Annotated in this window: 19 protein-coding genes; 7 read left to right on the top strand and 12 right to left on the bottom strand. The window is 26.4% G+C overall.

Translation table 11 applies throughout. The annotated features are described in order from the left end of the window. The first annotated feature begins 271 nt into the window (after positions 1–271). Positions 272–1663, top strand: coding sequence for a DNA repair protein RadA (gene radA, locus Q0K19_RS10575; protein WP_144109024.1), 1392 nt, complete (start codon positions 272–274; stop codon positions 1661–1663). 528 nt (positions 1664–2191) lie between these two features. On the opposite strand, the gene pyk is transcribed toward radA, so the two are convergent. Next, a complete protein-coding gene (pyk, locus tag Q0K19_RS10570; protein WP_297247740.1) occupies positions 2192–3625 on the bottom strand; it encodes a pyruvate kinase in 1434 nt (477 codons plus the stop codon). Between the two features lie 166 nt (positions 3626–3791). Between pyk and Q0K19_RS10565 the strand changes: the two genes are divergently transcribed. Beyond that, entirely contained in the window at positions 3792–4349 is a 558-nt protein-coding gene (locus tag Q0K19_RS10565; protein WP_297247739.1) for a hypothetical protein, read from the top strand. On the opposite strand, the gene rsmA is transcribed toward Q0K19_RS10565, so the two are convergent. From rsmA to Q0K19_RS10545, 4 genes are read right to left on the bottom strand one after another with little or no spacing between them, the layout of a single operon-like run. Next, positions 4346–5191, bottom strand: a complete 846-nt coding sequence (gene rsmA, locus Q0K19_RS10560; protein ID WP_297247738.1) for a 16S rRNA (adenine(1518)-N(6)/adenine(1519)-N(6))-dimethyltransferase RsmA — start codon at positions 5189–5191, stop codon at positions 4346–4348. The two genes, Q0K19_RS10565 and rsmA, sit on opposite strands and share 4 nt — an antisense overlap. Further along, entirely contained in the window at positions 5181–6908 is a 1728-nt protein-coding gene (locus Q0K19_RS10555; protein WP_367172157.1) for a hypothetical protein, read from the bottom strand. The genes rsmA and Q0K19_RS10555 overlap by 11 nt, the downstream gene beginning before the upstream one ends. Continuing rightward, positions 6905–7339, bottom strand: a complete 435-nt coding sequence (locus Q0K19_RS10550) for a tetratricopeptide repeat protein (protein ID WP_297247737.1) — start codon at positions 7337–7339, stop codon at positions 6905–6907. Before Q0K19_RS10550 ends, Q0K19_RS10555 begins: the two co-directional genes overlap by 4 nt. Before the next feature lie 10 nt (positions 7340–7349). After that, positions 7350–7655 carry a hypothetical protein gene (locus tag Q0K19_RS10545; RefSeq protein WP_012669563.1) on the bottom strand — a complete coding sequence of 102 codons (306 nt, stop codon included), beginning with the start codon at positions 7653–7655 and terminating at the stop codon, positions 7350–7352. Positions 7656–7868: 213 nt separating this feature from the next. Here Q0K19_RS10545 and Q0K19_RS10540 point away from each other — a divergent pair, with 213 nt between their 5' ends. After that, on the top strand, positions 7869–8528 hold the full coding sequence (locus Q0K19_RS10540) for a hypothetical protein (protein WP_297247736.1): 660 nt from the start codon (positions 7869–7871) through the stop codon (positions 8526–8528). 23 nt (positions 8529–8551) lie between these two features. After that, complete coding sequence (locus Q0K19_RS10535; RefSeq protein WP_297247735.1) at positions 8552–9298, top strand: hypothetical protein; 747 nt, start codon at positions 8552–8554, stop codon at positions 9296–9298. 347 nt (positions 9299–9645) lie between these two features. On the opposite strand, the gene rarD is transcribed toward Q0K19_RS10535, so the two are convergent. The 7 genes from rarD to Q0K19_RS10500 form a co-directional block, all read right to left on the bottom strand. Then, positions 9646–10503, bottom strand: coding sequence for an EamA family transporter RarD (rarD, locus tag Q0K19_RS10530; protein ID WP_297247734.1), 858 nt, complete (start codon positions 10501–10503; stop codon positions 9646–9648). A 425-nt stretch (positions 10504–10928) separates the two neighbouring features. Continuing rightward, positions 10929–12626 carry a tetratricopeptide repeat protein gene (locus tag Q0K19_RS10525; protein WP_297247741.1) on the bottom strand — a complete coding sequence of 566 codons (1698 nt, stop codon included), beginning with the start codon at positions 12624–12626 and terminating at the stop codon, positions 10929–10931. A 138-nt stretch (positions 12627–12764) separates the two neighbouring features. Next, on the bottom strand, positions 12765–12938 hold the full coding sequence (locus Q0K19_RS10520; protein WP_297247733.1) for a hypothetical protein: 174 nt from the start codon (positions 12936–12938) through the stop codon (positions 12765–12767). A gap of 396 nt (positions 12939–13334) precedes the next feature. Beyond that, on the bottom strand, positions 13335–13982 hold the full coding sequence (gene rpe / locus Q0K19_RS10515; RefSeq protein ID WP_297247732.1) for a ribulose-phosphate 3-epimerase: 648 nt from the start codon (positions 13980–13982) through the stop codon (positions 13335–13337). Positions 13983–14120: 138 nt separating this feature from the next. Next, on the bottom strand, positions 14121–14855 hold the full coding sequence (gene rnc / locus Q0K19_RS10510; protein ID WP_297247731.1) for a ribonuclease III: 735 nt from the start codon (positions 14853–14855) through the stop codon (positions 14121–14123). A 113-nt stretch (positions 14856–14968) separates the two neighbouring features. Then, entirely contained in the window at positions 14969–16453 is a 1485-nt protein-coding gene (locus Q0K19_RS10505) for a VWA domain-containing protein (protein WP_297247730.1), read from the bottom strand. 1 nt (position 16454) lies between these two features. Next, positions 16455–18152 (bottom strand): AAA family ATPase, encoded by a 1698-nt coding sequence (locus Q0K19_RS10500; RefSeq protein WP_297247729.1) that lies wholly within the window; start codon positions 18150–18152, stop codon positions 16455–16457. A gap of 243 nt (positions 18153–18395) precedes the next feature. Between Q0K19_RS10500 and Q0K19_RS10495 the strand changes: the two genes are divergently transcribed. The 3 genes from Q0K19_RS10495 to Q0K19_RS10485 are packed head-to-tail and all read left to right on the top strand — an operon-like array spanning position 18396 to position 21135. Next, complete coding sequence (locus Q0K19_RS10495; protein ID WP_297247728.1) at positions 18396–19343, top strand: ABC transporter ATP-binding protein; 948 nt, start codon at positions 18396–18398, stop codon at positions 19341–19343. After that, on the top strand, positions 19344–20069 hold the full coding sequence (locus Q0K19_RS10490; RefSeq protein ID WP_297247727.1) for an ABC transporter: 726 nt from the start codon (positions 19344–19346) through the stop codon (positions 20067–20069). 43 nt (positions 20070–20112) lie between these two features. After that, entirely contained in the window at positions 20113–21135 is a 1023-nt protein-coding gene (locus tag Q0K19_RS10485; protein ID WP_297247726.1) for a DUF4340 domain-containing protein, read from the top strand. The last annotated feature ends 29 nt before the right edge of the window (positions 21136–21164 follow it).

Genomic DNA, 21164 nt, shown 5'->3' with positions numbered 1-21164 from the left:
TATGAGCATATAACAAATTTATTTGTTATATATTTTAAGCGAATAATTTTTTATAAATAAATTAAAGAAATAAAAAAATTATGAGCATATAACAAATTTATTTGTTATATATTTTAAGCGAATAATTTTTTATAAATAAATTAAAGAAATAAAAAACTTGTGAGCATTTAGTAAATTTATTTACTAAACCATAAATGGAGAACAAGTTTTTTAGTAAAAATAATAAATAGAAAAATTATAATAAAAAATAAACTATAGAATTAATAAAAATATGGCAAAGAAAAATAATACTATATTCGTATGTGATAATTGCGGGGAAAGCACTATTAATTGGATGGGCAAATGTCCTTCATGCGGTTCTTGGAATAGTTTAAAACCTTTTACAGAACCTTCTCAGGATACTAATAAATCCATAAGAGAAAGAACTTCAACATCATCAAGTTCTGACAAGGCTTCATTAACTCCTCTAAAAAAAATAAAAACTAATGATAGAACTAGAATATCAACTAATATAGATGAACTTAACAGAGTATTGGGCGGAGGAATAGTACAGGGAAGCGTTATATTAATAGGCGGAGAGCCCGGAATCGGTAAGTCCACCCTACTCTTACAAACTGCATCTAATATTGCTAAAAATGAAAAAGTTTATTATTTCACAGGTGAAGAATCTCTTGAACAAATAAAATTAAGAGCAGACAGACTCACATTAGAAGACTCTGACTTTTTAATATCTTCAGAATCAAACTGTGATAATATAATAAATACTTTATTAGATGATACTCCATCGCTTGCTATAATAGACTCCATACAAACTATATACAGTCCGTCTACAAACAGTATAGCAGGCTCACCGGCACAAATAAAAAACTGTGCTTGGGCTTTGATGCAAACTGCTAAACTAAAAAACATAACAATATTTTTAGTAGGACATATAACCAAAGAAGGTACTATAGCAGGTCCTAAAATATTAGAGCATATTGTAGACTGCGTATTATATTTTGAAGGAGATGATAAAGGCATATACAGAATATTAAGAGCGGTTAAAAATCGTTATGGGGCTGTTGATGAAGTTGGTATATTCGAGATGGCAGAAAGAGGATTAATGGAAGTTAAAGATCCTTCTAGAGTATTTACAAGAGGTGTTAATGAGTCAGTATTCGCTGGAAATGTTATAACTCCTGTAATAGAAGGAAGCAGAGTATTTTGCGTTGAGCAGGAAGCATTAGTTGGAAGCAGTGCATTTGGATATCCTAGAAGGCTTACTATAGGTTATGATCAATACAGACTTCTTATTATAATAGCGATACTAGAAAAAAGAGCACATTTAAATCTTTCAAATCAAGATGTATACATAAACGTAGCCAATGGTCTTAATGTTAAAGAGACTGCAAGCGATTTAGCAATAGCGATGGCAATAGCTTCAAGTATGTCAGGAATATCAATTCAGAGAACTACTGCTTATATTGGAGAATTAGGGCTTTCAGGAGAAGTAAGGCCGGTTAGATTCATAGAAAGAAGAATAAAAGAGATGCAGAAATTCTCTCTTAAAGAAGTGTACATATCTAAAAGGGCTGTAAAAGAAATTAAAAATCCGGGAGATATAAAAATCATAGGTATAGATCATATTTCAGAAGCCGTAAAAAGGCTCGGGATTGGAAATTAATGAAGTTACATTATAAATTTAAAAAACGCTTGGGCGGGTGCTTTATATCCTAATTAAACTAAATTAGAATTTCAATAAAAATCAATAAAGAATAAAGTGCAGGAATATAAATATATTTTTAAAGCTAATTTTGAAATCCCACCCTCTACACTTTTTAATTTCAATTACATACAAAAGTTTTTATTAATTTTTTTACTTAATTTATAAAAGCATGCCCACCCAAATTTTTATTATATTTTTTGTTTATTCAACCGCACGGTAAGCAAATCTATATTTATAATTTAAATTGCAATTTTAAGTTAATTATATTATAAATTTTATTCAACGTGCGGAAATAACAGCAATAATTCTTCATAAAACTTGGGCGGGCATCTATAAAAACAAATTCAAATTCAAAAGAAATATAAAATAAAAATAACATATATTATTAAAAAACTTATAGGGCGGATTAAAAATAGATCTTATAAAAAATAAAAGGATTACTATACTTAAATAGTAATCCTCAAAAAACCATATAATATATATAAATTAGTGCACAACAACTACACGTACGCTGTTTTCCTGCCATCTACCCTGCCATTTGCTTCCGCTGACAAGTATAGCCTTATCACCATGATTAGCTAAATTATGTTTTATTAATGTATCTTCAAGTATATCAATTTGACCGCCATGACTTATACCGGCACTGAAATTCAAATCTTCAGGCATGAGTATAGTATACACATTATGACATATAGCTAATCTGTTACATAAATCAGTATCAGCAGACATAAAAACTATAGGAGTTTTAGGTCTTTTCTTAGATAAGTTTTTAACAGTATATCCTGATCTTGAAAGAGCAATTATCACTTTGTTATCCAAACAATATGATAAATAAGAAGCACTATCAGCAAGAGCATCATTAACACCTCTGTCTAAATAAGTCATATTTTCATGCGAATACCTTATAACAGATTTTTCAGCTGCCTCTACTATTGAAACCATAGCTTTAACTGACTCTATAGGATAATCTCCTGAAGCAGTTTCAGCAGACATCATAACAACATCTGTACCATCTAAAACAGCATTAGCAACATCGCTTGCCTCAGCTCTTGAAGGCACAGGGCTTTTAGTCATACTCTCTAACATTTGAGTTGCTATAATAGTAATCTTTCCTATATCATTAGCCATTCTTAATATCTTTTTCTGCCAAACAGGCACTTCTCCAAATGGTATCTCAACACCTAAATCTCCTCTAGCTACCATTACACCATCTGAATGCTTTATAATTTCCTCTAAATTCTCAAGCGATTCTGTATTTTCTATCTTTGAAACAATACCTACATCTTGAAGATTATTATCATCTAATATCTTTCTAAGTCTGATAACATCTTCAGCCTTTCTTACAAAACTCATTCCCAAATAATTAACGCCATTCTTAGCAGCAAATAAAGCATCACTTACATCTTTTTCAGTTAGAACCTCTGTTGTAACATGTGCTCCAGGAAGATTGATTCCTTTACTGCTTAATATAGTACCTCCTGTTATAACCTTACATACAACAAGTTTCGAAGCTTCATCACTGGATTCAACTATAAACTGTATAGTACCATCAGCTATTAAAAGCATAGAACCAGATTTAACATCATGAGCAATATTAGAATGGGTTGTTGGTATAATGCTTTCATCATTAGTTTCTTTGTATCCGCTGAGTTTTACTATATCACCTTCTTTTACAGTAATAGGCTCTTTTAATTTACCTATTCTTATTTTAGGACCTTGTAAATCTGCCAATATTGCCACTGGTCTTTTAAGATCATTTGAAACTTTTCTTATTATATTAATTCTTTCCAAATGTTCATCATAAGTTCCAAAAGAAAAATTTAACCTGCATACATCTGCCCCATTTTCTATAATCTTTCTTACCATATCTTCACTAGACCATCTTGGACCTAAAGTTGCTATTATTTTTGTTTTTCTCATTATAAAATATCCTTTCAATTCATTCAAAATTAAATATATTTTACTATATATTTAAATATAAAAAAAATAATTTAATAATTAAAAATAATTTTTTATTTTTATAAAAAAAAAATAAATATATAAAATTTTTACTTTAAAAATATATAATATGATATATAATATTAATATGAGTAAAACATTAAAAAAATTCATTACTACACTAATAATAATTTCTGTTATATTATTACTTTCTTCATGCGGTCAAAGAACTAAAACTATAACTCTAACAGATATAGCTGTAGATGTACCGGCAGATTTTAAAGTTGGATTTTTAGACGGAACAGTAGCTATAGATAACTCTGTAGAGTTTAATGAATCTTATGGAGTGGAAAGAAATACAGGTATATATACTGTGGTATATACTAAATACAAACCTGTTTACAGCGGCAGTATAAATTTAGAGAATGCTAAAAATAAGATAATAAATGGTTTAAGAAATCATCCTTCTATAAAAGAATTCCAAGTATTATCTGAAGAAATGCCTGAAAATATACCTAATTCATATAAAATTTTAAGCAGCTTCTATTACGGACCTAATGAAACTTATCATAAATCTTTTACTATGATTCATAATAATGGCGTACTTCAAATAATGTGTATGTATAATGCTAATAGTAAAAAAGATGATAAAGAAATAGAAAATATCATTAAATCTGTAAGAATTTTAGATAATACAAATAATTAAATATATTGCTTTACTATATTAGAAAGTTCTGTAACTTTATCTATAGGCAGAGTTTCCCCTCTTATATTGCCGTCAATATTTGCCTTACTTAATATTTCATCAATATGATCTTTATTTATATTCAAATATGGAGAACTAATAAAATTATTACGTATGGTTTTTCTTCTATTATGAAATAAAGTTTTTGAAACAGATTTAAATATTTCTATAATATCAATATCAACTTCTTTAGGCGTAATACTTATAATAGATGAAGTAACCTTTGGAATCGGATAAAAAACATCTTTTGAAACATTATATTCCAATTTAATATCAGACATAAAATTAGCAAATAAAGTTAAAGAAGAATAATTCTCCGTATTTTCTTTCGCTATAAGTCTTTGAGCAAAATCACTTTGAACCATAAATACAGCATAATTCCATTTATTATAAGATTCATGTAAAAGCCATTCCATTATAGGACTTGCTATATTGTATGGTATGTTTCCATATACATCGTATTTATTTTCTGAATTAGATATATCGAATGTTAATATGTCTTTATGTATTATATTAACATCATTGAATTTTTCTATTAAATGATTATATAAAGCATTATCATATTCTACTATTGTAAGATTATCTTTATATATATCATGGAGCATATTACTTAAAGCCCCAAGTCCTCCGCCTATTTCTAAAGCGTATTTCCCTCTTGATAAATTATTTGGAACAGTATTTGCAATATTGTATGCTATATTTCTATCGCATAAAAAATTCTGTCCTCTGTTCTTATTTGGAAATATGGACTTACTTTTTAAATATTCTGTAACTTCTCTTTTTGAATATAAATTATCTAACATCTCTAGGAATTCTAGCCATTTGGAATATAACGTATAGTATAAGGAATGCAAATACCACAACAGCAATTAAAACACTTATTGTAATATGTGATGCCATTAACATAAGCATTCCAAGATAATCTATTAAAACTTTATAAACTACAACAAATAATAATGTACCTAAAACACCTGTAATTCTATTGTAAAAATGGAATTTATCAGTAGATGCTGCCAATCTAAATCTGAATGAATAATATGCTATTATCATAAATAATAATAAATAAGCTATAGGTTCTATATTTTTTACTAAAAGCTCGAAATTAATATCCTTGTTAGAATATCCAAATTTTTGAATTTCTTTTCTTAAAGTAAATAACTCTAATAAATTCACATATCTCAAATTCAAAGAAGTATAATTTTTTATAATATCTAATGTGCTGTATGATATATTAATAGGAATAACCTTACTAATAGCATCATTATATATATATTCATTTTTATTGGTATCAAAATATGCTTTTAATATAATATTTTTAGTATTATTAGTAGTATTGAAAGAATCAGCTATCTTTCCAAATAAGAAATTCTCACATCTTACAATTTTCAATTCATCATCTAATTCCATAAGTGAAACATCAAATATATACAAACTATTTTTAAACATTGCACTTGTAGATGAAGATAAGAAAACATTCTTACTTAACATTATATTTATACCATTATGACTAAAAACAGAAGAATATTTAAGCAAATCCGGATTATTTATATATGCTTCTCTAACCTCTTGTGCTTCCTTAATAAAGAAATTATATCTAGTTATGGCATCTCTTATAATAGAATAATAATTATTTATTTCAGCTATATTAGGATAATTAAGATAAAGCTTAGAAATATTATCATAAGCCTTCCATAAATATCCGCTTTCATACATATTAATAGTTTCTGATAATCTTGAATATATAGAAGCTTCCTGAGGTGTAGCATTACCATAATAAAGAGGCTTTCTATTCATAGCTATACTGATTCTATTCATATAATAAAGCGCCATAGGATTATTCTTATCCAATTCTAGCACCTGATTAAAATAGTTATTTGCCGCATTATAATTAGATAGGCTAAACTCTCTTGTACCAAGACTCATTAAATTATTTATATTATTAAATTTATCCTCATGAATCTTAGCTTCTTTAATCATTTTTTCTTTTTGTATGGATTTTATAAGCAAAAGAGTATTTCCATCATTTTTATCATAAAATAATGCTTCCTCAGCTAAACTAGATGCTGCATCTAAGTTGCCAGCCATCAATTCTTCTTTTGCCGCTTCATAAGCTCTATTTTTTAATGTTAATTCATATTCATAATATATTTTTGCATCTCTAATACTATTATGCTCTTTAAGTTTAGATATAAAGTAATTAGTAAAAGAATAATCATATATAGCATAAAAGCAGACGAGTAATACAATAAGCCCTATAGGATAAGCTATAACCTTCGATATACTTTCCTGATATAAATATTTAGCTTTAAAAAATGACAAATAAACTGATAACGCTATTACATAAGGAATATAGCTTTTAAAGAATATTAAACTGTATAGTATATATGTTGTAAGAGAATAATCTTCCCCTTCCCCTCTGCTATACAAAATATACACAAAAAGGATAATAAACAAACTTAAAATACTAAGCAATAGGAAACTTAATATAATACTCTTAGTGATGCTACTTTCTTTTCTCATGAGTCTATATTTTCTTCAATAACTTCTATTTCCTCTTCTATGACTTCCATAGGTTTTAATTTAGGCTTTTCTTCATAAATATCCTGCATAACCTTTTGAGCCAAAATTTTAGGAGGCAAAACTGTAAAATTATTCAGAACTATATCAAAATATTTTAAAGCTTCCTCATACTTTTTTTGATAATAATAACAAAAACCTATTTCATAGTAAGCCCAAGCCACATCCTTAGCATAATTTTCTCTATCAAAATTATCTATTATGTACTGATAATAGGCTATAGCAGTTTTATAATTTTTATTACCAAATTCAGTATACCCTTTTTCAGCTATTATTCTAGGATACTGTTCTTCCTCTACAGAAATTTTAACAGCTGAAGCACATGAAATCAATAAAAAAACAACCGCAACTAAAAAAATAAAACTTTTTTTCACTAAAAATCCATTATTTCTTTATAGTATATACTTCATCACGTACAGGCAAACTCTTACGCAAAGTCTTAAGGAAACTTCTTAAATCACCCATTTCCTTATAGTCATCGCATTTTTCTACAGTTCTTCTAGCAACTGTAAAATACTTGTACATTTTTTCTTCGCCAAGTTTTTTGCGCCATTGCTCTTGTGCACATTTTACTCTTAGCAAATATTGATTACCGTCTATACCGCTAGCTTTTCTGAATAAAACGCAATATCTGCAATTGGCACAATATATGCCTGTTTCTGACAATTGTTCATTTTGTTCTTCGCTCATAAATACTTACCATAAATTATATTTTTTATACTGCAAGTATAACAAACTTTAAAATTAAAGTCAAGATTTTAATGTATGAATAGTTTTAGTATAAAATAGTGTTAATTTAATAATAATAACATTTAAATTTTATTTTTCTATATAAAATTTACAAAAAACATATAATTATTTTTTATTATTGCTAATTAAAAATATTACGAGAATAGTAAGAGTATGAGAAAAATAGTATTAATAATAATCACAATATGTATTGCATATACTTATGCATATTCTCAAGATGCAAATTTTCAGGATATATACGAAAAAATGAAAGAAAAATATTCTGCAATTTATCCAAGAAAATTTGAAGCCTATATAGACGGAAAAATAGTACAAAGACAAATAGATACTATTCCTGCAAAAAGTTATACAAAAACTAAAGAAGATATAAAATTGAGATTCACTTTTGAAAAAGGATATAAACCTACCCTAATACTTGAAAATGTGGACACCTTTTATAGAAATATGTTTTCTGTATTTGAAGGAGCTTTAGAAACTGTTGGATTTTATGCTTTAGTTGGAAATAACAATGATTATAGTTCTCTATCAAAAAAAATTACTTTTGAAAATATAGAAGATAAAAAAGATGAATATAAGATAACTTTGAGAGCAAAAGGAGAAAATGAAAATTACAGTGTAACTTACACGGTAAATAAAGAATCTTATATAATAGAAAGAGCAGAATATTATAATAAAAAATCTAAAATATATGATGTTAATATTTCATATGAAGAAGTAGATGATTATACTTTACCTAAAATAATTAAATATAAAAGTTCTGACGGAAAGGTGAATTCTGAAATAGAATTTGTTGATATAAAAACTTACAAATAATAAAATAAAACGGATGCTAAATTATGAAAAAAATATTATCAATTATAATCTCTTTAATATTAACTATGCCTCTTTACTCTATTGATGTGCAAAGTTTATTTAATCTTTCAGGCAATGGAGAAATTGTTTATTATAAAAGCGACAATATAAATAATGCTGAATATAGTCAGGCTGAAAAATTAAAATCAGAATTACAAAGCAAAGGGTATAAAGTATATTCTATAGTTATTGCTGATGTTCTTCCTAAAGAAGGTAATGAATTTATAGCTTTAGTATCTTCTGCTCAGGGAGATAAAATATACATATACAATAAAGACAATGAAGAATTTTCTTATAAAACAGACAGATTAGGAAAAAATGCTGCTATTGATTTAGAAAATTTTTATGATAAAAAAAATGAAATAGGAATAATAAAGTACTATATCATAAATGATGATGGTACAGATAGAGATATATACATGTATATGTTTAGAATAGATGGTGCTAGTGTAAAATTTATTGCTGATGTAGTTTTTTATAAAGAAATTAATTCTATGAAAAGCTCTGTTATCACTCAAATGGATAATATATTTGAAGATATTGATGGAGACGGAATATATGAAATGCTAGTTGAGTCAAGAGAAACTATTGACGGCGGAAACGACAGAGTTGAATATCAAATTTACAAATTAAGCAAAAGCAAAGGTAAATATGAATGCATTATGTCATCATGGCTTGAGGAAACTCCCGTTGATTTATCAGGATATTTTAGAAAGAGAATACAAAAATAATTAATATATACTAAAAATTTTTAAGTTTGTCAATTTTTTGTTGTTCTTTTTCCCGCCGCAAAAAGAACCAAAAAGTGCAAGTATAAAATTAGTACTAAATAATACTAAAATTGTCTTACATGTAAAATAATTTATTAAATTAAAGCCTAAATGTAGCCTTTCACCAAGTGTATCCGAGCTTGTCTAGGATATAGCTTATTTGTGGCAATACCATACCTAAAGGTACTTCTTTCAGTCGCAGGCACTTCCTTCGGTCGCAAAAGAAGTGGGGTATGGGTCAAAGCCCTAGATATAAAAACAAAAATATAAATTTATTTTTGACAAAATATAGTTGTTTAGGTATATACTCAATTATTTTTATTAGCAGAATTTTTAAATATAGAAATAGCATAAAGAATCGCCGCTAATATTATTATAGCCAAAGTAATAGCCCTATTCAAATTAACTTCTTCCTTATATACAAAAATTGCAAGTAAAGTAGCAAAAAATGGAAGTAAAAACTGAAGAAATCCAAGAGTAGAAACTTGAAGCCCTTTAGCTGCTTTGGCATATAAATACAATGGTATTCCTGTAGCAACTCCTGCAAACATCAATGATACCCAAGTATGAATAGGCTGAGGAGTTTTAGGAAAATATATTGTACTTAAAATTATTGATGGAATTAATATAGCAGTAGTTTCTAAAAATAAACTCTCCCAGCTTGAATATATAGTAAGTTTTTTGAATAAGCCATATATTGAAAAAGTAAGGCCTATAAAAAATGCCATTATAGGAGGCTTTCCAAGAGTTATTGTTTGATAAATCATTCCAGCAAACATTAAAATAATTGCTGCATATTCCAATGGAGTTTTTCTCTCTCTAAAAACTATAATACCTACTAATATACTTAAAATAGGTGCTATATAATAAGCAAGTCCTGCCTCAAGAACATGTCCTGAATTAACGGTGTAAATATATAAATACCAATTAAGTCCTAAAAAAATTCCTGCAATTATTATAGCTATTAAAGGCTTAATTCCTTTATAAAGATTAGCCTTTTTATATATAATAATTATTAAAGTAAATATAAAAGTAGTTATAACCCTTAAACCTAAAACAAAAGCTGAATCAAAATTCTGAACTGATTTCCAATAAAGAGGAAGAAGCCCCCATATTATATACGCTGCCGAAGCTAGTAAAATAGATTTATTATTATTATTTGACATCAATATATCCCACATATTTTTTGACGGTAATAATAAAATTTAATAAAAATATTTTCAATATATTAAATTCAAATATTTATAAAAAATTTAATCTTATACTTTATAAAACTTTTTTATATGAGATTAAAGAGTTTATACTAAAATTTTTAACTTTGTCAACCGCGAGCTGCTACCGTAGGTATGCTTCGCAGCATCTTCCAGCACGGTACTATTTAATCTTATCAAACGTCCACTATATGTGCAGTTGATTACTTATTATTGTACAAAATTAATAATTTATATTAATTGTAAGATATATTTAAACAATATGGAATAATATTTTATTCTATAAAAAATATAATTTACATTCATAAAAAATAAAAAATTGACAAAATATAGTTGTTTAGGTATATATTCTTAGATTTTTTAATAACAAATATTATTTACTATTTTTTTAATAACGAAACTGTCTTAAACATTAGAACAAAAATTACTGTAAATAAAGGTAATGCCATACCAAGATTAGCTTTTGCTTTGAACAAAAATATACCGCATACAATAAGAACCAAAATGAAAAAAATTGTTACTAAACTAGATGCAGACTTTAAAAAATTTGGTCTTACGCTTTTTAAACCTTCTTTATATGTTTGATTATAAGGATTTATTTTCAAAGCTTTTTTATACGCTTCTTTGGCTTCTTTATTTTGATTAGTATTTTTTAGTGAATTACCTAAATAATACCAATATTCTGACTCATCAGGATGTGATTCTGTTAATTTCAAAAAAATATTTATAGCATTATTATATTCTTCATTATCATAATACAACTTTGATAAAGATTTTAAATTATCCGTATCATTAGGATTTAAACTATCATATTTAACAAACATTTCTATTGCTTTTTTATGATTGTTAATAGCACTATATGATTTTCCTAATAGAGTTAAAATCTCCAAATTGTTTTCATCTTTTTCTAATACTTTAGATAAAACAGAAGAAGCCTTTTTATAGTTTTCTGATTTATAATAAGATTTTCCCAATATTAATAAGTACTTTATATTGTCATCATCTATTTTTAAATTATCTATTTTTAATGAATTCTTTATAACTTTCTCATATTCGCCTATATTATAATATGAATCAGCAAGCCAATAATAACTATCTATAATGCCGCTGCTTAAATCTATATTTTTTAATAAAAAATTTATTGATGCATTATAATTTTTATTTTGATTATATGTAGATCCAATCCAATGAAGATTATAAATATTTTCATTATCTAATTCATACGCTAGTAAGAAAAAACATATTGATTTATTATACTCTCCAATCTTGTTATATGCTTTTCCTAACAAATGATAATAATCATAATTTTTTTCATCTAAATCTAAATTTTTACAAAGCTCTTCTATAGATCTATCACTCAATTCCAGTATTCTATTTTTTAGTCTTATAGCTTTAATATTTGGTAATTTTTCTTCTTTATGATTTTCTTTTAATAATTTTAATGTATTCAATAATATTTCTATAGATTTATCATAATCTTTATTTCTATAAAATGCATTAGCTAATATATGCGAATTACAAAAATTATCTTTATTTAAATCAATAGCTTTTGATGCTGCATTTATAGCTTCTTTATATTGATTTGTTAAAATATAAATATTTGCAAGCAAGTAATAATTAAAATCATCATTAGGAAACAAATCTAAATTTTTTGATAATGTTTCTATTGCTGTATCATACTGCTTATTTTTAATATATAGTATAGAAAGATATTGATATCCGAAACATTTATTATATGATGTTTTTTCTGTATGCTCTAAATATTTTAATATAGATTTTATAGCTTCATCATATTCGCTCTTAGCATCATAAATATAAGCTAATAAAAGCAAATTATTATAATCATCATTTTGTAATTCTATAGATTTTAAAATTAAACTTAAAGCATTATCATATTGATTAATATAATAATAAACTATTCCAAGCCTTTGAAAATACTTATAATTTAAAGGATCTAATTTTAAAGCTTTTAATGTATAATCTTCTGCTTCTTTATAATTTTCATTTAATATATACAATCCCCCAAGTTTATATAAATACTGATGATTATTAGTATCTAATTTTAGACATTCTGATATAGCATATACTGCATCCTTATATCTGCCGCCATTTAAGTATAAATAACTTAAATGCTCCCAATATTCTGTATTATTAGGATCAGTCCAAAGTATTCTAAAATATGCTTCTATAGCTTTTTCATATTCGCCTTTACCAGCTTATTCATCTGATGTTCTTTTCCAATCTTCAAAAGTTTTTTCATCTGGTTTTGGAGGAGTTATTAATATTTGTCCTGATTCAAGAATTTGAGCATTATTTATAAATACTTTTGGAGAATCTAAATTTTCTTCTTTGTTTTTATTGTTATTATCGATATTATCTAATTCTTCCATTTTTTCCTTTATTATATTGTATAAGCTCTATATCAAAACTAAGTCAATAAATATTTATGACATATGTATTATGATTATACTAAACAATTATATTTTGTCAATTTTGATATTTTTGCATATTTATTATCAACTTTTTTGACGCACAAAAAAGTTGCAAAAAACGCAAGTCCTACAACCTTATATTATTACAATATATAATAAATGTATACTAATACCTAAAATTTAGGTTACACCTTGCAGGGCGAAGGTGGACTTCATCAAATATAGCCTTTCGCGTAGCGTATCCTAAGGATAAAAACTTTAGCGAAGCCCGCAGATCGTGTGCGGCAAAAAAGTTGATAATTCTATATAAAGTGCATCGGTTGATAAACTTAAAAATTTTTAGTATATATAAAATTAATTTCCTCTTAATTTATTAATAGTATCTTTTTTATTATCACTGTCAATTATTGCACTTCCTGCCACAAGGAAATTAGCTCCTGCTTCTAACACTTTACCGCAAGTTTTTAAATTAACTCCGCCGTCAACTGCCAAAATTATATCCCTATTTCCTATCAACTTTTTAGCTTCTTCTATCTTTTTTATAGATGAGTCAATGAATTTTTGTCCGCCGAATCCCGGATTTACACTCATTATAAGCAAATAATCAATATCATCAATGATAGGTTCTATTACATCAACTCTAGTATGAGGATTAAGAACAATACCAGCTTTTATATTATGTGCTTTTATCTGATAAATTAATCTATGTATATGTATATTACCCTCAAAATGAACGCTTATAATATCACAGCCTGCCTTAGCAAAATCATCAATATGCTTTTCAGGATTAACTATCATAAGATGAGCATCTAAAGGTATTTTACTTATTTTTTTTATATCAGAAACGACCTTTGCTCCGAATGTAATCTGCGGAACAAATACTCCGTCCATTATATCCAAATGAAGATAATCGCTTCCTGCTTCTTCAAGCTCTTTTATAGTTCCTTCTAAATTTGTAAATGATGCTGTAAGTATTGATGGTGCTATTATAATATTATTCATGACATTTCCTTTTATTGCTATGTTCGCCTACGCTACAATAGATGACAACTAAAGTTACCATATATTTTGGCTCACTTATTATGTTAACATTACTTAAAATACTAAATTTATATTTTTAGTATTTTAATATTTTAGTTATTACTTATTAATTTTTTTATTTTTCTTTATTGCCATACTAGCCATTTCTATTTTATCCAATGCTTTTTTGGCAGCATTAGTTTCCGCTTCTTTTTTACTTTTACCTACTCCCAAAGCAAAATTTTTATCATTAACATAAACTTCAGCTTTGAACATCTCATGATTATTATCATCATAATATTCATAGGATTTATAAATAGGACTAGTTTTATGTTTTTTCTGTATAAGCTCTTGGAATATAGTTTTATAATCTTTATCAAAGTTTTCAATATCCAAATTCTTAAGTCTTTCTTTATAAGCACGCATAACAAATTTGGATGCACTTGTAATTCCTGAATCTAAATATATAGCACCTACTATAGCCTCGAATAAATCTTCAAGCATATTATCTCTATACCTTCCGCCTGAAGCCTCTTCACCATGTCCTAAAAGTAAAAAGTCTCCAAGTTTAAGCTCTTTTGAAATATCAGCCAAACTCTTCTGCGATACTAAAGAGGATTTTACTTTAGACAATAAACCTTCTTTACTGCTATTATATTTTTTAAATAGATAATCTGAAATAATAAGAGATAGTACAGAGTCACCTAAAAACTCCAATCTCTGATTATATTTCATTTTCTTTTTAGATTCATTAGCATAAGTTCTATGAGTTATAGCCTCTAATAGATGATCTTTATTCCTAAACTCATATTTTATAGCTGTCTGACAATTATTTAAGATTCTATCTATATTCATAATCAAGTCTGCCCAAAAATATTGTATTTATAATACAATGAATAAAATAACAGTCAAGAAAATAATATAAAATTTTGATATTTTTTGTGATTTTATTATATTTTAATATATTATTAATGTCCGAATATACTCGAATACATATTGCCTGTAATCTCTTTAACTGAACCTCTTGAAGAATCATAACACCAATTATAATCAAATATGCTGTTTTCCACATTAAACATAGGAGTACTTCCTATTATAAGAGAATAAAATCTATTTTCATTTTTCTTTTGTTCTTCAGCCAATTTATAATCTTTATCTGTAAAACTATTAAATACAAAGTCAGAAATAAAAAGCAAATCAGATTTTTTATAATTTTCAGTATTCATAGTTTTTATAGCATGCCTTAATGCAGGTACAGCATCTGTCCCTCCATCAAAACTTAATCTCAAAAAATCAATTAAATTATCCATAGTATTAGGATATGTTAAATCCATAGTTTCTATTTGAGTACTGAAATTTATAAGATAACAACTTCTTTTCTGCTTCATTGCACGAGTAGCCAAATATAATGTAACAGCCTTTGCAACAGTTTCGGGTACTCCGCTCATAGAACCGCTTGTATCAACGCATATTATAATAGGACCTTTTTTATCGTCTTCTTTAGCCTGCATCTCTTCTTCTATATCTTTTTCATAAAATGAATCAATATATCCTTCTTTCTTGAAAGTTAAAAGTCTATTCTCAAAATATTTAATACCGAATAGAGTTTCAAGTACTCCTTCAGCTAAAAGAAGTTTTTCCTGAGGAAGTATATTATGTATATCCCTAGAATAAGTTATGCCTACAATTTCTTCCTGAGAGTTAGTATCTATTTTTTTGGTTTTAAAAGTTTCTTTTCTTAAAACTTTTTCTATTTTTATGCTTTCCTCTGCTTTCATAAATCTGCCAAGCATATCGCAAAGTTCTTTTATATTTTTATGATTTTTTAGAAAGTTTGCTAGTTTTTTTATATAATTTATATCTCTTTTTGCAATTTTCCCAAGACTCAAATCAAAAAGCTCACCTGTTTCATCTCCTAATGATTCTTTAATTTCTTTTATGTCTTTTAAATATTCAAGTAGATTTTTAATATCTTTAAAAAACTCTTTTCTTCTTTCATCTATTTTATCCAAAGCCCATTTAGTATATTCTCTATCTAAAGAATTTTTCCAATCATTCAAAACCACTTTTTCTAAAGCATTATAATCGTTATTGATATTATTATATTCTTCTTTATGTTTATTTTTTATATCATTTAATTTTTTATTATAAAAATTATAATCGGCATTTTTATCAAAATTTTTATAATTATTTATATCATTTAAAATACGGTTTTCATCAGCACCATTATTTTTAAAAGAAGAATATGCATTATTATATTTATCATATTCATTTTTCAAAGGGTTGTTAGATGAAAGCTCTTTATCTAAATTTTCATTATAATCATTTATTTTTTTATCGAGTTCCCTTGAAAACTCTTCATCTTCAAATAATTCAGCGTACTGCGGAAATTCAGTATATAATTGATTTTTAATATCATCTTTTTTAAATAAAAAACTTAATATATCCAGCATATTATTTTAAAGACTCTCTAATCTTTTCAAGCTCTATAACCTTAGATTTTAATTCAGATATATTTTCATTGTATATTTCAGCCATTAAACGATTATTTTCATCGCTTAAAAATACAGAATATATATGATTAATATTATTTTTTAAATAATTTTCATAACTATTAATATAATCATCAATATTGTTTATTAAATCATTGCATTCTATTTTTAAGTTTGAATTATTTACTGATACAGTATTATTAGCTGTATTATTGACACTATTTTTAACAGGCAGACTGCATGTAGTTTCAGATACTTCTTTTCCATTTTCATCTTTCAATATTATAAAATTTGATAATCCATATATAGAGAAAACTAAATTTTGAATATCATTTTTTGTATCATTTTTTACATTATTTTTTATCTTTAGGGCAAAATTACCTAAATAATTACATTGAATTGATGAAATTTCTTCACCATTTTCATTATATGGATTAAAATTAGAATTATTATTACTATTTAATCTGTCCAAAGGAACATACAAATTTCCACCATTAGGAGTTGCATAAGCATTTCTTAATACGGAAAGAGATGAATATTCTTGATATGTATAAGGCAGTTTTACAAACTTTTTTCCTTTTATTGATACTGTTTCAAATTCTAAATCATTATTATTACTTGAATTAGTGCTGATGCTATTTTGAGAATTTTTAGACTTATTTTTTATGTCCTCAATTTTTTCATCAAATATATCTATATCTGAAGCTGAAAAAAATTTTATGGCCTCTAATACTATTTTTTTCACTGCATCAATATTTTCTTCAAGTGTCCATATACAATGAGTTATTAAAAAACAATCTACAGGCATAACAGTATTTCTTTCTGAAAAAAATGCAGCTGCTTTTAATATATAAACAATATTCTTCCATCTTCTGTCAGAAATATATATAGCTTCATTATTGCCTTTATTATATTCGTCTATTTCGTATTTTATGGAGCATATTATATCAAGAGCTTCATCAGATACAGATACATCATCTATATCTTTATGAAATTTTAACCAATCTTCAGTGGATATTTTTTCTTCTTCTTTTAAATCAGCATCGAAAGAAACATCTTTATCAGATATTAATTTTACAAAATTATCAACATCTTTAGCAGTATCAACAAATAAACGCATTATAAATCTGTCATACATTGCCTCAAGCCCCTGACCTTTAGGAGGAGTTTCATTGCTTGCCGAAACTAATGCCTTTAATGGTACTTTCTCTTCCTGACTTCCGTTTCTGTATACTTTTTCATTTATTATAGTTAATAATGTATTTAATATTGCAGGACTGCTTTTCCAAATTTCATCTAAAAATACAAAATCAGCCTTAGGCAAATAACCTTCTGTTTGTCTTTCAAATTTATCCTCTTTTAATTTTGATAGGCTCACAGGACCGAATACATCTTCAGGGGTAGTAAACCTATTCATAAGCTGACCGAAATATTTAGAGTCTTTAAATGCTGAAGCTATTCTCCTTACTATCAAACTTTTAGCAGTACCGGGAGGACCGTATAAAAATACTGATTTTCCAGCCAAAGCACATAAAAGAGTTAAGCTGATAGCTTCTTCTTTTTCATATAAACCTTCTGAAAGTTTTTTTATAAGTGTAAAAATATCAATACTGCTATTTTTATTTTCCTGACTTTTAATATTATGATTTTTTTTAGACATTTTATATATCCATATAAAGTTTGATAATTACAATATAATAAATTTTATTCTATTTGTCAATAAAAGCTGTTATTATATAAAAATATTTATTCTAAAACAAATAAAAAAATATATATTTTTTATTATATAAATAATAATTGTTTTTTTACTTTATATATATTATAATGTTTTTCTACTTATTATTAATATATTTTTGAATAATGATTTAATTTTTTGCAATATACAAAAATAAAAAGGAATAAAATGATATCAGTAGAGAATTTAAACAAATACTACGGTGATTTTCATGCTTTAAAAGGCGTAAGTTTTGAGATAAAATCAGGTGAAATTGTAGGAATATTAGGACCAAACGGAGCAGGAAAATCCACTACTTTAAGAATATTAACTTGCTACCTCTCTCCTACTAGCGGAAATGCTATTATTGACGGAAAAAGCATATTAAATAATGAAAGAGAAGTAAAAAAGGTTATAGGATATTTGCCTGAATCAGCACCGCTTTATGATGATATGAGTGTATTTGATTATCTTGTTTATATGGCTGAGATTCAGGAGCTTGAAAGAAGCAGATTAAGCGAAAGACTTCATTATGTTGTTGATGCCTGCAGTCTCAAAGATGTTATATCAAAATCAATAGGAGAGCTTTCAAAAGGTTATAAACAGCGTGTAGGTATTGCTGGAGCTATTATACATGACCCTAAAATACTTATATTAGATGAGCCTACTAACGGACTTGACCCTAACCAAATAGTAGAGATTAGAGAGCTTATAAAAGAATTGGGCAAAGAAAAAACTGTTCTTATATCTACACATATATTAAGCGAAGTTGAAGCTACTTGTTCAAGAGCTATAATTATTAATCAGGGTAATGTTATTGCCGATGCTGACCCTAAACATTTAACTTTAAATAACAAAGAAAATAATAAAACATCTGTAAGAATAAAATTATCTATAAAGACAAATGATGATAAAAATAAAATAATAGAAAAATTAAAGAAAATAGAAAGTATTTATGATGTTAAAGCGGAAGATAATGGAGATTTAAAAGACATCACAATATATTCTAATGAAGAAGAGCCTAGAGAAAAAATTTATACAGTTATTAAGAGTACAGATTGGATAATATATGAAATGTTCAGAGAAAGAGAAAATCTAGAAGAAGTATTCCATACTTTAACAAAAGGAGATAAATAAGTGCAGTCAATAAGTTATACTATAAATAAATCTAATGTTATATTGAAAAAAGAATTGAGACATATTTTCTTTTCACCTATAGCATATATATTTTCAGCAATATTTTTAATTGTAAGCGGAGTATATTTCTTCTCAAGATTCTTTATACTTCAGCAAAATGATATGCAGGATTTTTTCAGCATTCTGCCTTTGATACTATCCCTTATAATTCCGCCTATCACTATGGGGCTATTATCAAGTGAGTTTTCAAGCGGTTCTTATGAGCTTATAAGCACTCAATCAGTTTCTACCTTAGAAATTATACTAGGTAAATTCTTTTCGGCTGTAATATTTATGCTTTTTGCTTTAATACCTACTATACTCTACCCCATCACATTAACTTTTTTGGGCAGATTAGATATGGGACCTGTTATTGCAGGATATATAGGAAGCGTATTTCTTATTATGGCTTTATGTGCTATAGGCATATTTGCTTCATCTACAACAAAGAATCAAATAGTAGCTTTAATTGTAGGGCTTGCAATTATGATATCTTTAAATATGTTTTTGAGATATTTAACTTTGCTTTTCCCTGCTTCTGTTAATTTTATAGAAGTAATAAGCGGTGATTATCATTTTGCTAATATTGCAAGAGGAGTATTGGATTTAAGAGATATTATATACTTTATATCAGTTACAGTAATATTCCTTTATTTGGCAAATATTATGCTAGAAAATAGAAAATAATTTACGATATTAAAAGAAATTATAAACTTATAGGATAAATAAAATGAATAAAAATGTTACAAAAATTATACTTTTACTCATAGCTTTAGCGGTAATAAGCGTTGCAGCATTTCTAACAACTAAAAAAAGCCGCGAAAAAATAGAGGCAAATAAACCTAGAAAACAGCTTTTTGAACTTAATGAAACAAATGTTACAAAATATGAATTAAAATATGCTGAAGAACCAATAATAGTAGAAAAAATAGATGAAACTTGGAAAGTAATAGCCCCTGCTAATAATTATAAAATAGATCAGCTAGAGGCTTTTGCAAATGTTAAAAACTTCAATACTTTGAATATTGACACTATTATAACAAATCTTTCTGAATTAGATTCATTCGGTTTAGAAAATCCAAGCAATGAATTCACTGTTTGGGAGGGTAATAAAGAATATAAAATATTCGTTGGAAATAAAACTGCCGATGAAGAAAAATACTATGTTAAATATAATGATGAATATTTCAGTGTAGAGCTTATTTATATAGAAGCATTAAAGAAAACTGTTGATATGCTTAGAGATAAGCAAATATTTGATAAAACTATTTATATAGATTCTGTAGTAAAAACAGAAAGCAGTATAAGAGATTATACAAATACCATAAGAAAAGAAAACAAAACTAATTGGGTTGTTGATGGAGTAGATGAAGAAATCAATTTGAATAAAGCATATAGAGATTTTGAAGCATTAGCTTTAGTTAAAGCTATAGGTTTTGTATATGATGAAAATATGCTAAAATATTTAAACAGATTATTCAGAATACCTGATACTACTGTTACTATATATATGGAAGATAATACAAAAATAGAATATCAATTAGTATATGATAATAATGACAATAGAGTATATGTAAAACCTAAAAGCGGTATAATATATGAAGTTGATTATAATATATATTCAGCAGCTATGCGTGACAGAAGTTATTATATAAAAACTGAAGATGATGATCAAGAAATGAATAATGAAAATGATCCGTATATGGATATGTCAGAAGATGATATGAGATTAGATGAAAATTTGCAGCAATAAATTAATAAAAATTTAATATATTTTTAAGG

This window comes from uncultured Brachyspira sp. (assembly GCF_944393015.1).
GTDB lineage: Bacteria > Spirochaetota > Brachyspiria > Brachyspirales > Brachyspiraceae > Brachyspira.
This window is presented reverse-complemented; position numbering and strand designations above follow the sequence as displayed.

What these genes read in the sequence shown, in the direction of transcription:
- radA (WP_144109024.1), top strand. Translation starts at nt 272, where the DNA reads ATGGCAAAGAAAAATAATACTATATTCGTATGTGATAATTGCGGGGAA.
- pyk (WP_297247740.1), bottom strand. Translation starts at nt 3,625, where the DNA reads ATGAGAAAAACAAAAATAATAGCAACTTTAGGTCCAAGATGGTCTAGT.
- Q0K19_RS10565 (WP_297247739.1), top strand. Translation starts at nt 3,792, where the DNA reads ATGAGTAAAACATTAAAAAAATTCATTACTACACTAATAATAATTTCT.
- rsmA (WP_297247738.1), bottom strand. Translation starts at nt 5,191, where the DNA reads ATGTTAGATAATTTATATTCAAAAAGAGAAGTTACAGAATATTTAAAA.
- Q0K19_RS10555 (WP_367172157.1), bottom strand. Translation starts at nt 6,908, where the DNA reads ATGAGAAAAGAAAGTAGCATCACTAAGAGTATTATATTAAGTTTCCTA.
- Q0K19_RS10545 (WP_012669563.1), bottom strand. Translation starts at nt 7,655, where the DNA reads ATGAGCGAAGAACAAAATGAACAATTGTCAGAAACAGGCATATATTGT.
- Q0K19_RS10540 (WP_297247736.1), top strand. Translation starts at nt 7,869, where the DNA reads ATGAGAAAAATAGTATTAATAATAATCACAATATGTATTGCATATACT.
- Q0K19_RS10535 (WP_297247735.1), top strand. Translation starts at nt 8,552, where the DNA reads ATGAAAAAAATATTATCAATTATAATCTCTTTAATATTAACTATGCCT.
- rarD (WP_297247734.1), bottom strand. Translation starts at nt 10,503, where the DNA reads ATGTCAAATAATAATAATAAATCTATTTTACTAGCTTCGGCAGCGTAT.
- Q0K19_RS10520 (WP_297247733.1), bottom strand. Translation starts at nt 12,938, where the DNA reads ATGGAAGAATTAGATAATATCGATAATAACAATAAAAACAAAGAAGAA.
- rpe (WP_297247732.1), bottom strand. Translation starts at nt 13,982, where the DNA reads ATGAATAATATTATAATAGCACCATCAATACTTACAGCATCATTTACA.
- rnc (WP_297247731.1), bottom strand. Translation starts at nt 14,855, where the DNA reads ATGAATATAGATAGAATCTTAAATAATTGTCAGACAGCTATAAAATAT.
- Q0K19_RS10505 (WP_297247730.1), bottom strand. Translation starts at nt 16,453, where the DNA reads ATGCTGGATATATTAAGTTTTTTATTTAAAAAAGATGATATTAAAAAT.
- Q0K19_RS10500 (WP_297247729.1), bottom strand. Translation starts at nt 18,152, where the DNA reads ATGTCTAAAAAAAATCATAATATTAAAAGTCAGGAAAATAAAAATAGC.
- Q0K19_RS10495 (WP_297247728.1), top strand. Translation starts at nt 18,396, where the DNA reads ATGATATCAGTAGAGAATTTAAACAAATACTACGGTGATTTTCATGCT.
- Q0K19_RS10485 (WP_297247726.1), top strand. Translation starts at nt 20,113, where the DNA reads ATGAATAAAAATGTTACAAAAATTATACTTTTACTCATAGCTTTAGCG.